We start from the raw sequence: 12,758 nt of genomic DNA, 5'->3' as shown, positions 1-12,758 counted from the left end.
TGGGCTGACGGTGTTTTGAGAGCATTACGCGGTCAGGCGGGATGCGTCCTGCGCGATGACCAACTCTTCGTTGGTCGGGATCACCAGCGCCAGGCGGCTGCCGTCTTTGGTGATGGCGCCGGATTTGCCGAAGCGAGCGGCCATGTTGCGGTCGTGGTCGATTTCGAAGCCCAGCAGGCCCAGTTTGTTCAGGGTCAGCTCACGCACCATGCCGGCGTTCTCGCCGATGCCGCCGGTGAAGATCACCGCGTCCAGACGGCCTTCCATCAGCGCGCTGTATGCGCCGACGTATTTGGCCAGACGGTGGCAGAACACGTCCATGGCGCGTTTGGCGTCGGCTTTGCTGTCGTAGTTGTCTTCAACGTAACGGCAGTCGCTGGTGACTTCGGTCAGGCCCAGCAGGCCGGATTCTTTGGTCAGCATCTTGTTGATCTGGTCAACGCTCATGCCCAGAGAATCGTGCAGGTGGAAGATGATAGCCGGATCGATGTCACCGCTGCGGGTGCCCATCACCAGGCCTTCCAGCGGGGTCAGGCCCATGGAGGTGTCAACGCACTGGCCGTTGCGCACTGCGGTAACGGAACCGCCGTTGCCCAAGTGGCAAGTGATCACGTTCACTTCTTCCACCGGCTTGTTCAGCATCTTCGCGGCTTCCTGAGTCACGTAGAAGTGGCTGGTGCCGTGCGCGCCGTAGCGGCGAACGCCGTGGTCGCGGTACAGGCTGTACGGCAGGGCGTACAGGTAAGATTCTTCCGGCATGGTCTGGTGGAACGCGGTGTCGAACACGGCAACGTTCTTGTCGGCCAGGTGAGGGAAGGATTTCAGCGCTTCCGCGATGCCGATCAGGTGAGCCGGGTTGTGCAGTGGTGCAAACGGCACGGAATCTTTGATACCCTGCAGAACTTCGTCGTTGATCACGGCGGAAGCGGTGAACTTCTCGCCGCCGTGCACGATGCGGTGGCCGATGGCGGTCAGCTGCGCGGAAAGCTCTGGTTTTTGTGCCAGAATAGTATTAACGATGAAGTTCAGCGCTTCGCTGTGTGCAGCGCCGGCCCCCAGGGCAGCTTCGTGTTTGGCGCCGTCCATTTTCCACTTGATGCGAGCTTCAGGCAGGTGGAAACACTCGGCCAAACCGGAGAGGAATTCGTCGCCGTTAACGGCATCGATGATGGCGAATTTCAGAGAAGAACTGCCGCAGTTAAGAACCAGTACTAGCTTACTCGACATGGAAGTACCTACTTAAATAGTCGTGTTGTTAAAAGAAAATCGAAAACACGTGGTGAATTAATCGTCAATCAGACAACAAGCGTAGCGCATAGTGCCGATGACATTTATGATTAACATCATGTGACGTGCACAAATCACAGGATGATGGAAAAACCGATGATTTCTCTGCGGTTTAAATAATCTTGATTTTTATAGGGCTAAAAGTTGACAAAGTTTGCGTCATCTTCTACCGGCCACAAGGCCGGCTTAGGATACCGATAGCCCGGTGTAAACACAAAATAAATTTAAAGCTTCAAATTTTTTAGTATGGTCTCTGGCAGCACGCTTTTAGTTTCTTTACGTGACGTTGAGGTACGCAATGACGAGCAAACCGTCCGGTTCCGTAAGCTGGTTTCAGGTCTTCCAGCGCGGGCAGCATTATATGAAAACCTGGCCGTCGGACAAACGTCTGGCACCGGTCTTTCCGGAGAACCGCGTTGCGCGTGCCACCCGTTTCGCTATCCGTTTCATGCCGCCGTTGGCGATTTTCACGCTGACCTGGCAGATTGCGCTCGGCGGCCAGCTCGGCCCGGCGATCGCCACCGCGCTGTTCGCCTGCAGCCTGCCGATGCAGGGGCTGTGGTGGCTGGGGCGTCGTTCGGTCACGCCGCTGCCGCCGACGCTGCTGCAATGGTTCCATGAGGTGCGCAACAAGCTGACGGAAGCCGGGCAGGCGGTGGCGCCGCTCGAAGGCACGCCGACCTATCAGACGTTGGCCGATCTGCTCAAGCGCGCTTTCAAGCAGCTGGACAAAACTTTCCTCGACGATCTGTAAATGAAAAAGGCCGCGTTGTGCGGCCTTTCTCGTCAAAGCGCCAATAACCCCGGTTTAAATCAAAGAACGGTCGAGTTGTGATTTCCTGCGTTCTTGCGCTGTGCGATGCTCCCGCCATCACACAGAAATGAGGAAATCCTGATGGAAATGACCAACGCCCAGCGGCTGATCCTGTCGAACCAGTACAAGATGATGACCCTGCTCGATCCGGACAACGGCGACCGTTATCGCCGGTTGCAAACCATCGTCGAACGCGGCTTCGGTTTGCAAATGCGCGAACTGGATCGCGACTTCGGCGAACTGAGTGAAGAGGTGTGCCGCACCATCATCAACGTGATGGAGATGCACCATGCGCTGCAGGTTTCCTGGGGCAACCTGAAAGAGAAGCAGGATCTGGACGAGCGCCGCCTGGCGTTTCTCGGCTTCGACGCCGCCACCGAGGCGCGCTACCTGAGCTACGTGCGTTTCCTGGTCAGCACCGAGGGGCGCTATACTCACTTCGATTCCGGCAGCCACGGTTTCAACGCCCAGACCAAAATGTGGGAAAAATACCAGCGCATGCTGGCGATCTGGTTGGCCTGTCCGCGCCAGTATCACTTGAGCGCCGTTGAGATAGCGCAAATCATCAATGCTTGATTAAGAAGAGGTTTTCTGTGGAGTGTAAGGGTTTTCTGTTCGATCTTGATGGCACCCTGGTGGATTCGCTGCCGGCGGTAGAGCGCGCCTGGACGCACTGGGCCGAACGCCGCGGCGTCAACCCGCAAGCGGTGCTGGACTTCATTCACGGTAAACAGGCCATTACTTCTCTGCGCCACTTTATGCCGGGCGAAAGCGAAGCGGAAATTCAGCGCGAGTTCGAGTTGCTAGAGCAGGTGGAAGCGCAGGATACCGACGGCGTTCGCGCGCTGCCGGGCGCGATTGCGCTGCTGGAGCGCCTGAACGCGCTCGGCATCCCTTGGGCGATCGTCACCTCCGGTTCGGTGCCGGTGGCCAGCGCTCGCCGCCAGGCCGGCGGTTTGCCGCAGCCGGAGGTGTTCATCACCGCCGAGCAGGTTAAACACGGTAAGCCACAGCCCGACGCCTATCTGCTGGGCGCCGAGCGCCTGGGGCTGGCGCCGCACGAGTGCGTGGTGGTTGAAGACGCGCCGGCCGGCATTCTCTCCGGCCTGGCCGCGGGCTGCCAGGTGATCGCGGTCAACGCGCCGGCGGATGCGCCGAAGCTGGAGCAGGTCGACCTGCGGCTGGATTCGCTGGCGCAGATCGCCGTCGATAAAACGGCGCAGGGCGCGATCGTTCGCCGGCTGGCCTGAGCGGCATTATCTTTACCCTAATTGATTAGACCCCGCTTCGGCGGGGTTTTTTTATGCTATTTTTTAGGCCCTTGGACATTTGCCGGATGAGGCCGTTTTGAACAGCGAATTACTGTGGGTGCTGAGTTTACTGCTGATTGCCATCGTGCTGTTTACCACCAACAAGCTGCGTATGGACGTGGTGGCGCTGTTGGTGATCATCGCCTTCGTGCTGAGCGGCACGCTCAGCCTGCAGGAGGCGACGGTCGGTTTCAGCGATCCCAACGTGATTTTGATCGCCGCGCTGTTCGTGATCGGCGAAGGGCTGGTGCGCACCGGCGTGGCCTATCAGGTCGGCGACTGGCTGGTGAAAGTGGCCGGCAGCAGCGAAACCAAAATGTTGATGCTGCTGATGGTGACGGTCGCCGGGCTGGGCGCGTTCATGAGCTCGACCGGCGTGGTGGCGATCTTTATCCCGGTGGTGCTCAGCGTGACGGCGAGAATGAAGATTGCGCCGGGGCGGCTGATGATGCCGCTCAGCTTCGCCGGGCTCATCAGCGGCATGATGACGCTGGTGGCCACGCCGCCCAACATGGTGGTCAACAGCGAACTGGTGCGTGAAGGCATCCATGGTTTCGGTTTCTTCAGCGTGACGCCCATCGGTCTGGCGGTGCTGGCGCTGGGCGTCGGTTACATGCTGATCGCTCGGCGTTGGCTGGGTAGCGGTGACACGGGCAAAGCCGGCGATGACTGGCAGCGCCGAACCTTCCGCGATTTGATCCGCGACTACAAGCTGACCGGCCGCGCGCGGCGGCTGGCTGTCCGCAGCGCTTCGCCGCTGATCGGGCGTTCGCTGGATGAGCTGCACCTGCGCGCGCGCTATGGCGCCAACGTGGTGGGCATTGAGCGCTGGAAACGCTTCCGGCGGGTGATGGTCAGCGCTTCCGGCAGCACCGAGCTGCGCGAGGGCGACGTCCTCTTGATCGACATGTCGGACAGCCAGGTCGATCTGCGCGAATTCTGCGGCGAGCAGCGGCTGGAGCCGATGGTGCTGCGCGGTGATTACTTCTCTGAACAGTCGCGCAACGTCGGCATGGCGGAGGTGTCGCTGATCCCGGACTCGGCGCTGCTGGGCAAAAGCCTGCGCGAAGCGGCGTTCCGCAGCCGCTACGATCTCAACGTGGTGGGCATCCGCCGCCACGGCGAGACGCTGGGCGGCAAGCTGGTGGACGAGCCGCTGGAGCTGGGCGACATCTTGCTGGTGATCGGCGACTGGAAGGCGATCCGTCAGCTGCAGGCCAAAACCCACGACTTTATCGTGCTCAATCTGCCGGCCGAGGTGGACGAAGTGGCGCCGGCCATCACGCAGGCGCCGCACGCGCTGTTTTGCCTGGCGCTGATGGTGGCGATGATGCTGACCGACGAAATCCCCAACCCGATCGCGGCGCTGATCGCCTGTCTGCTGATGGGCAAGTTCCGCTGTATCGATATGGAGAGCGCCTATAAATCGATCCATTGGCCGAGCATCATTTTGATCGTCGGCATGATGCCGTTCGCGCAGGCGCTGCAAAAGACCGGCGGGGTGGATCTGATCGTCAGCGGGCTGATGGACGTCGCCGGCGGCGCGGGGCCGCGCGTGATGCTGCTGTGCCTGTTCGTCTTGTGCGCCACCATCGGCTTGTTTATTTCCAACACCGCGACGGCGGTGCTGATGGCGCCGATCGCCATCGCCGCCGCGCGCGAAATGGACGTTTCGCCATACCCGTTCGCGATGATTATCGCCATCGCCGCGTCCGCCGCCTTTATGACGCCGGTTTCTTCACCGGTCAATACGCTGGTGCTGGGGCCGGGCAATTACAAGTTCGGCGATTTCGTGCGTCTCGGCGTGCCGTTCACCCTGCTGGTGATGGCGGTCAGCGTGATTGTGGTGCCGTGGCTCTACGGCTTTTAACGGCGCAGCGAGGCTGCGCCGGCGGGGTTACAGCGAGCTGTCGAGGCTGATTTCGTCCAATGACAGGCTGAAGCTGGGGATGAACACGTCCATGAAGTAGTCCATTTCCGGGCTGCGGCGCTGTTCCAGGGTTTTATCCAGCCGCGCCTTGGCCAGGGTGAATTCGTTGTTGCCGGCAGAGAGTTCCTCCAGGCATTTCAGGTAGGCGCACAGCGCGTCCGCCTGCTTCACCACCTGCTTTTCATCTTCGCTGTAGTAGTGCTCATCGAGAATGGTGCGAAAATCGTTGCGCAGCTCCGCCGGGATCATGTCCAGCAGCTTTTGCTGGGCGATTTTTTCGATCTTCTTGTATTCGTGGGCGATCTGCGGATTGTAGTACTTGATCGGCGTTGGCATGTCGCCGGTGATCACTTCGCTGGCGTCGTGGTACATCGCCAGCAGCGCAACGCGGTCGGCGTTGAGGTTGCCGTTGAATTTGCGGTTTTTGATCACCGCCAACGCGTGGGCGACAAAAGCCACCTGCAGACTGTGTTCGGAAACGTTCTCGGTACGCACGTTGCGCATCAGCGGCCAGCGGTTGATCAGTTTCAGGCGGGACAGATGGGCGAAGAAATGGCTCTGGCTCATGGTGCTCTCTTTAACGGCAAGTGAGGGCCCCATTGTGAAGCAGTGACGGCGAATTTTGCAACCGGGCAGTGAGAGAAGGGCGCAACAAGGCGCTGCGCCCCAGGCGATTACTGGTGGTAGCCTTCCAGGAAGCGGCCCAGCTTGCCGACCGCCATTTCCAGTTCGTCTACGCGCGGCAGGGTGACGATGCGCACGTGATCCGGATAAGGCCAGTTGAACGCGGTGCCCTGCACCAGCAGCACTTTTTCCTGCAGCAGCAGATCCAGCACCAGTTTCTGGTCGTCGTGGATGTTGAAGCGCTTGGCGTCGATGCGTGGGAACATGTACAGCGCGCCCTGCGGCTTCACGCAAGAGACGCCCGGGATGTCGTTGAGCAGCTCCCAGGTGCGGTTGCGCTGTTCGTACAGGCGGCCGCCGGGCTGAATGAACTCGCTGATGCTCTGATAACCGCCCAGCGCGGTCTGAATGGCGTGCTGCATCGGCACGTTGGCGCACAGGCGCATCGAAGCCAGCATCTCCAGCCCTTCGATATATCCTTTGGCGTGCTTCTTCGGCCCGTTCAGCACCATCCAGCCCTGGCGGAAGCCCGCCACGCGGTAGGTTTTCGACAGGCCGTTGAAGGTGACGGTCAGCAAATCCGGCGCCAGCGCGGCGATCGAATGGTGCTCGGCTTCGTCATACAGGATCTTGTCGTAGATCTCGTCGGCGAAGATAATCAGGTTGTGTTGACGGGCGATCTCGACGATCTGTTCCAGCAGCGCTTTGCTGTAAACCGCGCCGGTCGGGTTGTTCGGGTTGATGATCACGATGCCGCGGGTGCGCGGGGTGATCTTGCTGATGATGTCGTCCAGATCCGGGAACCAGCCGGCCTGCTCATCGCACAGGTAGTGCACGGCCTTGCCGCCGGACAGCGATACCGCGGCGGTCCACAGCGGGTAGTCCGGCGCCGGCACCAGCATTTCGTCGCCGCTGTTGAGCAGCGCCTGCATGGATTGGACGATCAGTTCCGAGACGCCGTTGCCAATGTAGATATCCTCAACGGTCACGTCACGCATGTTGCGCGCCTGATAGTGCTGCATGATCGCTTTACGCGCCGAGAAGAGGCCCTTGGAGTCGGAATAGCCTTGCGCCGTGGGCAGATTGCGGATCACGTCGACCAGGATTTCGTCAGGGGCGTCGAAACCGAACGGGGCAGGGTTGCCGATGTTCAGTTTCAGGACTTTGTTGCCTTCTTCTTCAAGACGTTTAGCTTCTTTAAGCACCGGGCCGCGAATGTCATAGCAGACGTTGTCCAGTTTGCTGGATTTCTCAATGGGGGACATAAAAAGTTGAGCCTTTTGCTGGGATAGGGGCGCTCCTACCATGGGACGCCGCAACCCGCCCAATGTACTCCTGGCGTAGTTGCTTTTGAAGGGTTTTGCACGCCTTTGGTGCAAATGCATGTCGTAACGGGAGATTTTAGTTATGATAAGCAAAGGTAAAGTTATTTTGTGGTTCATAATTTCATGAACTATAATTTTACTAGGGTTTTGTTCTGTAAAATCCCGCATCGATAAACGCGACGTGCCGGCGATCGCGGCCGGCAGCAGTGAACTGATAAGCCGAAAGTGAGAATGGGCTTCAATAAACTGTAAAGGAACGATAATACCGGAGTTGTCTGATAGCGGGTTGTCGGTTAGCGCACCACACTAAGAAAATGGCATATTTACATTAGCTTTACTTTATATTTTAGCTTAAGCATTGTTTATGTGGTTATAGGATTATTATTTAAAGTAAAAATCTTACTGATTGAATTTATTAAATTCATTGAGTAGTAACACGAAGTCGGTAGCGTTAATTATTTATCTGTTTTGCTCTGTAATGCAGTCTGAACGCCGGTTGATAAGGGTTCTCAGTAGCACGAATGGAGTGGAAATTAGGCAGTATGAATGAGTAAAATCTCAGGTTCGGTGGGGGTTTTCCCTTTCTACCGATATTCAGCCCCCCGCGTTCTATAAGCACCATCGATAGATCGCATTTTAAAAAGCGATAGAGGTAACGAATCATAAGTAATTTTTTTGCCCTCCACTTATGAGTGGGGTACTGTCATAACAGGCTCCGTCCTTTTCAACGGCGTCTGAGAAACACACCAGGGTAGTAGTTCGTAAATTAGAATTTAAAAAAGTGAAGAATACACTATGACAACTGCAAATCGTCCGATACTTAATCTCGACCTCGATCTGCTAAGAACCTTTGTTGCGGTTGCTGATTTGAATACCTTCGCGGCGGCGGCCGTCGCCGTATGCCGTACTCAATCAGCCGTCAGTCAACAAATGCAGCGATTAGAGCAACTGGTCGGCAAAGAACTGTTTGCCCGCCATGGGCGCAACAAACTCCTGACTGAGCATGGTATTCAGCTTCTCGGTTATGCCAGGAAGATCCTGCGCTTTAACGACGAAGCCTGTACCTCGCTGATGTACAACAATATTAAAGGTGTTCTGACCATCGGCGCTTCCGACGACACCGCCGATACCATTCTGCCTTTCCTGCTGAACCGCGTGACCGCCATCTATCCGAAGCTGTCCATTGACGTGCGCGTAAAGCGCAGCACGACGATGGTCGATCTGCTGGAAGAGGGCGAGATCGATCTGGCGGTGACCACGGCCGATCCGGCCGGGCACCCGCACATCGTGCTGCGCACATCGCCGACGCTGTGGTACTGCGCCGCCGATTATCACTATCAGGCCGGCGAACCGATCCCGCTGGTGGTGATGGATGAGCCAAGCCCGTTCCGTGCGCTGGCGATCAAGCAGTTGGACGAAGCCGGTATCCCGTGGCGCATCGCCTACGTTGCCTCCACGCTGTCCGCGGTGCGGGCGGCCTGTAAGGCCGGCCTGGGCGTGACCGCGCGGCCGATCGAGATGATGAGCCCCGACCTGCGGGTGCTGGGGGCGGTGGAAGGTTTGCCGCCGCTGCCGGATACCCAGTATGCGCTGTGCAAAAATGCGCAGTGCAGCAACGAATTGGCGATGGCCATCTTCAGCGCCATGCAGGGCGGCAATGACGGTTATGGCTTCAACGGCGCGGAAGCCGGTCTCCAGGGCGATCAGGATGACGCCAGCCTGGTGGACGAGGAAGAATAACGCCGCGGCGTTAGATCTGATGAAAACCTCTGCTTCGGCGGAGGTTTTTTTTGTCCTTTTTTTGGCGATTTTTACTGTTATAGGGATTTAATGACGATTTTGTTATGAGTTGACTGTTTTATTAACTTTTAAGCGTTACTGAAAAGAGAGTTTGGCCGGGTTTAAGACGCTGAGTTTGTTTTTTGAGCAATAAGATTGAATGGGTTAAAGGCATGGTAATAGCAGGGTTATTTTGTTAGCTTATAGCGGCCGTTTTTGCGGCTTAATTTGAGGAAAATTGTTAAAGGGCCACACTTTTTTTGAGGATTTATGCTGAAAACGTGTCCTGGATCAAAAAAATACCCCTAGGTAGTGAGTGGAAGAACAGGGAATTCCTGAGACAATGGTATAGTAAAACTGAAATGTGCACGTTGGTTTATATCTATCTGTTTCTACACAAAAATTAACTGACACGATTTAGCCAGCCCCTGGCGCATCAAATGTTAATCAAATGATACGTATGTAAACTAGTGTGTAGATACTTTTGTCAAAGTTGACAAAAGGTTATAGAAAGGAGTAAAAAGCCCACAGAAAAACGCTGCCTAACTCGCTGTAAAAGCAGTTTGTTTGTGTGGTTATTTATCCTTCCCTTAAATCGATGTGGCGCACTAACTGCCGGTGACAAGAGCAGCGCGATCGACGCCACTTTTGATGAGTAAGCATAGAGTATGTCAACAACCACTGAAGTTATCGCTCATCACTGGGCGCTCGCCGTATTTCTCGTCGTGGCTATCGGGCTCTGCGGCTTAATGCTGCTGGGTGCGTTCTTCTTGGGCGGGAGAGCCCGGGCGCGCGCCAAACACACCCCGTTTGAATCAGGCATCGACTCGGTCGGTACGGCGCGCATGCGCTTGTCCGCCAAGTTCTACCTGGTGGCCATGTTCTTCGTTATTTTCGACGTTGAAGCCTTATACCTGTACGCCTGGTCGGTCTCGGTTCGCGAGAGCGGCTGGGTAGGCTTTATCGAAGCCGCCATTTTCATTTTGGTGCTATTGGCCGGTCTGGTTTATCTGGTGCGCATCGGCGCGTTGGATTGGACTCCGGCGCGTTCCCAACGCCGCAGCAAACCGAGCACGATCACTAACACCAACAGTCATCCGCAGTAACAGCGAGGCATTAAGATGGACTATACGCTCACCCGCATAGACCCGAACGGTGAGAACGACCGTTATCCCCTGCAAAAACAGGAGATCGTCGCCGATCCCCTGGAACAACAGGTCCACCGCACGGTTTACATGGGTAAACTCGAACATGCGCTGCATGACATGGTGAACTGGGGGCGTAAAAACTCTATTTGGCCGTATAACTTCGGCCTTTCGTGCTGTTACGTGGAGATGGTGACGTCGTTTACCGCCGTTCACGACGTGGCGCGTTTCGGTGCGGAAGTACTGCGCGCCTCCCCGCGTCAGGCTGACCTGATGGTGGTGGCCGGTACCTGCTTCACCAAGATGGCCCCGGTCATCCAGCGCCTGTACGAGCAGATGCTGGAACCTAAGTGGGTGATCTCGATGGGCGCCTGCGCCAACTCCGGCGGCATGTACGACATCTATTCCGTGGTGCAGGGCGTGGACAAGTTCCTGCCGGTCGACGTGTACATTCCCGGCTGCCCGCCGCGTCCGGAAGCCTACATGCAAGCGCTGATGCTGCTGCAGGAATCCATCGGCAAAGAACGTCGCCCGCTGTCGTGGGTTGTCGGCGATCAGGGCGTTTACCGCGCCAATATGCAGTCTGAAAGAGAGCGTAAACACGGCGAGCGCATCGCGGTGACCAACCTCCGGACGCCTGACGAGATTTAAGACGTTCATTTAACGTCCATCTTAGTGCGCTATTGGTTAACACAGCGAAAAGTGAAACTTGCGGCGAATAACCCTTTAGTGTGGTGAAAAAAAATTATGACAGATTTGACGACGCACGACGCCTTGCCTGCCTGGCAGACCCGAGATCACCTTGACGACCCGGTGATCGGCGAACTGCGCAACCGTTTTGGGCCGGAAGCCTTTACTGTTCAGGCCACCCGTACCGGCATGCCCGTGGTATGGGTTAAACCTGACCAGTTGCTGGAAGTAATGACGTTCCTGAGAAAACAGCCGAAGCCGTATGTCATGCTGTTCGATCTGCATGGCGTGGACGAACGTCTTCGCACCCACCGCGATGGCCTGCCCGCTGCGGATTTCTCCGTTTTCTACCATCTGATTTCCATCGAACGCAACCGCGACATCATGCTGAAGGTGGCGCTGTCTGAAAAAGACCTGCACGTGCCGACGGCGACCAAGGTGTTTCCGAACGCCAACTGGTATGAGCGCGAAACCTGGGAAATGTTCGGTATCACCTTCGACGGCCACCCGCACCTGTCGCGCATCATGATGCCGCAGACCTGGGAAGGGCACCCGCTGCGCAAGGACTACCCGGCGCGCGCCACCGAATTCGATCCTTTCGTGCTGACCAAGCAGAAAGAAGATCTGGAGATGGAAGCGCTGACCTTCAAGCCGGAAGACTGGGGCATGAAGCGCGGCACCGAGAACGAAGATTTCATGTTCCTCAACCTCGGCCCGAACCACCCGTCCGCGCACGGTGCGTTCCGCATCATTCTGCAGCTGGACGGCGAAGAGATCGTCGACTGCGTACCGGATATCGGCTATCACCACCGCGGCGCCGAGAAGATGGGCGAGCGCCAATCCTGGCACAGCTACATTCCGTACACCGACCGTATCGAGTACCTCGGCGGCTGCGTGAATGAAATGCCTTACGTGCTGGCGGTCGAGAAGCTGGCCGGCATCAAGGTGCCGGAGCGTGTCGACACCATCCGTGTGATGCTGTCCGAGCTGTTCCGCATCAACAGCCACCTGCTGTACATCTCCACCTTCATTCAGGACGTCGGCGCGATGACCCCGGTGTTCTTCGCCTTTACCGACCGTCAGAAAATCTACGATCTGGTGGAAGCGATCACCGGTTTCCGTATGCACCCGGCCTGGTTCCGCATCGGCGGCGTCGCGCACGATCTGCCGCGCGGCTGGGATCGCCTGCTGCGTGAATTCCTCGACTGGATGCCGAAGCGTCTGGACTCCTACGTGAAAGCGGCGCTGAAGAACAGCATCCTGAAAGGCCGTTCCATCGGCGTAGCGTCTTACAACGCCAAAGAAGCGCTGGAGTGGGGCGTGACCGGCGCCGGCCTGCGCGCCACTGGCGTCGAGTTCGACGTGCGTAAATGGCGTCCGTACTCCGGCTACGAGAACTTCGACTTCGAAGTGCCGGTCGGCGACGGCACCAGCGACTGCTACACCCGCGTGATGCTGAAGGTGGAAGAGCTGCGCCAGAGCCTGCGCATCCTCGAACAGTGCCTGAACAACATGCCGGAAGGCCCGTTCAAGGCCGATCACCCGCTGACCACGCCGCCGCCGAAAGAGCGCACGCTGCAGCACATTGAAACGCTGATCACCCACTTCCTGCAGGTTTCCTGGGGCCCGGTGATGCCAGCCAACGAATCATTCCAGATGATTGAAGCCACCAAAGGGATCAACAGCTACTACCTGACCAGCGACGGCAGCACCATGAGCTACCGCACCCGGGTACGTACGCCGAGCTTTGCGCACCTGCAGCAGATCCCATCGGTCATCCGTGGCAGCCTGGTTTCCGACCTGATCGTCTATCTGGGTAGTATCGATTTTGTTATGTCAGATGTGGACCGCTAA

Annotated in this window: 11 protein-coding genes; 8 read left to right on the top strand and 3 right to left on the bottom strand. The window is 57.3% G+C overall.

Annotated features, from left to right (window positions below):
• Positions 1–24: 24 nt before the first annotated feature.
• Positions 25–1,227, bottom strand: coding sequence for an acetate kinase (ackA, locus tag ACF8MC_RS10530; protein ID WP_004936063.1), 1,203 nt, complete (start codon positions 1,225–1,227; stop codon positions 25–27).
• Between the two features lie 358 nt (positions 1,228–1,585).
• Between ackA and yfbV the strand changes: the two genes are divergently transcribed.
• From yfbV to ACF8MC_RS10510, 4 genes are all read left to right on the top strand, one after another.
• Positions 1,586–2,041, top strand: a complete 456-nt coding sequence (yfbV, locus tag ACF8MC_RS10525; protein WP_004936061.1) for a terminus macrodomain insulation protein YfbV — start codon at positions 1,586–1,588, stop codon at positions 2,039–2,041.
• Between the two features lie 141 nt (positions 2,042–2,182).
• Positions 2,183–2,677 (top strand): YfbU family protein, encoded by a 495-nt coding sequence (locus tag ACF8MC_RS10520; RefSeq protein WP_016926898.1) that lies wholly within the window; start codon positions 2,183–2,185, stop codon positions 2,675–2,677.
• Positions 2,678–2,694: 17 nt separating this feature from the next.
• Positions 2,695–3,351, top strand: coding sequence for a sugar phosphatase (locus tag ACF8MC_RS10515; protein ID WP_049213527.1), 657 nt, complete (start codon positions 2,695–2,697; stop codon positions 3,349–3,351).
• Between the two features lie 79 nt (positions 3,352–3,430).
• Positions 3,431–5,281 carry an SLC13 family permease gene (locus ACF8MC_RS10510; RefSeq protein ID WP_072270116.1) on the top strand — a complete coding sequence of 617 codons (1,851 nt, stop codon included), beginning with the start codon at positions 3,431–3,433 and terminating at the stop codon, positions 5,279–5,281.
• 27 nt (positions 5,282–5,308) lie between these two features.
• Here ACF8MC_RS10510 and yfbR read toward each other — a convergent pair whose 3' ends face one another.
• Both yfbR and ACF8MC_RS10500 read right to left on the bottom strand, forming a co-directional pair.
• Entirely contained in the window at positions 5,309–5,908 is a 600-nt protein-coding gene (gene yfbR / locus ACF8MC_RS10505) for a 5'-deoxynucleotidase (protein WP_025303666.1), read from the bottom strand.
• Positions 5,909–6,015: 107 nt separating this feature from the next.
• Positions 6,016–7,230 (bottom strand): pyridoxal phosphate-dependent aminotransferase, encoded by a 1,215-nt coding sequence (locus tag ACF8MC_RS10500; RefSeq protein ID WP_004936047.1) that lies wholly within the window; start codon positions 7,228–7,230, stop codon positions 6,016–6,018.
• Between the two features lie 855 nt (positions 7,231–8,085).
• On the opposite strand from ACF8MC_RS10500, the gene lrhA reads away from it, so the two are divergent.
• From lrhA to nuoC, 4 genes are all read left to right on the top strand, one after another.
• Complete coding sequence (lrhA, locus tag ACF8MC_RS10495; protein WP_033653761.1) at positions 8,086–9,030, top strand: transcriptional regulator LrhA; 945 nt, start codon at positions 8,086–8,088, stop codon at positions 9,028–9,030.
• A 707-nt stretch (positions 9,031–9,737) separates the two neighbouring features.
• Entirely contained in the window at positions 9,738–10,175 is a 438-nt protein-coding gene (nuoA, locus tag ACF8MC_RS10490; RefSeq protein ID WP_025303663.1) for an NADH-quinone oxidoreductase subunit NuoA, read from the top strand.
• Between the two features lie 15 nt (positions 10,176–10,190).
• Positions 10,191–10,865 carry an NADH-quinone oxidoreductase subunit B family protein gene (locus ACF8MC_RS10485; protein WP_004936039.1) on the top strand — a complete coding sequence of 225 codons (675 nt, stop codon included), beginning with the start codon at positions 10,191–10,193 and terminating at the stop codon, positions 10,863–10,865.
• 96 nt (positions 10,866–10,961) lie between these two features.
• Complete coding sequence (gene nuoC / locus ACF8MC_RS10480; RefSeq protein WP_004936036.1) at positions 10,962–12,758, top strand: NADH-quinone oxidoreductase subunit C/D; 1,797 nt, start codon at positions 10,962–10,964, stop codon at positions 12,756–12,758.

Source organism: Serratia sp. LACPHL-BACT-2024-00286 (assembly GCF_043109535.1).
In the GTDB taxonomy this organism is placed as follows: Bacteria; Pseudomonadota; Gammaproteobacteria; order Enterobacterales; family Enterobacteriaceae; genus Serratia; species Serratia sarumanii.
Note: the sequence above shows the minus strand (reverse complement) of the source record. Positions and strands in the feature narration are given on the sequence as shown.

Coding starts and splice junctions, on each gene's coding strand:
- ACF8MC_RS10520 (WP_016926898.1), top strand. CDS start 2,183: ATGGAAATGACCAACGCCCAGCGGCTGATCCTGTCGAACCAGTACAAG.
- lrhA (WP_033653761.1), top strand. CDS start 8,086: ATGACAACTGCAAATCGTCCGATACTTAATCTCGACCTCGATCTGCTA.
- ackA (WP_004936063.1), bottom strand. CDS start 1,227: ATGTCGAGTAAGCTAGTACTGGTTCTTAACTGCGGCAGTTCTTCTCTG.
- ACF8MC_RS10485 (WP_004936039.1), top strand. CDS start 10,191: ATGGACTATACGCTCACCCGCATAGACCCGAACGGTGAGAACGACCGT.
- yfbV (WP_004936061.1), top strand. CDS start 1,586: ATGACGAGCAAACCGTCCGGTTCCGTAAGCTGGTTTCAGGTCTTCCAG.
- nuoC (WP_004936036.1), top strand. CDS start 10,962: ATGACAGATTTGACGACGCACGACGCCTTGCCTGCCTGGCAGACCCGA.
- yfbR (WP_025303666.1), bottom strand. CDS start 5,908: ATGAGCCAGAGCCATTTCTTCGCCCATCTGTCCCGCCTGAAACTGATC.
- ACF8MC_RS10500 (WP_004936047.1), bottom strand. CDS start 7,230: ATGTCCCCCATTGAGAAATCCAGCAAACTGGACAACGTCTGCTATGAC.
- nuoA (WP_025303663.1), top strand. CDS start 9,738: ATGTCAACAACCACTGAAGTTATCGCTCATCACTGGGCGCTCGCCGTA.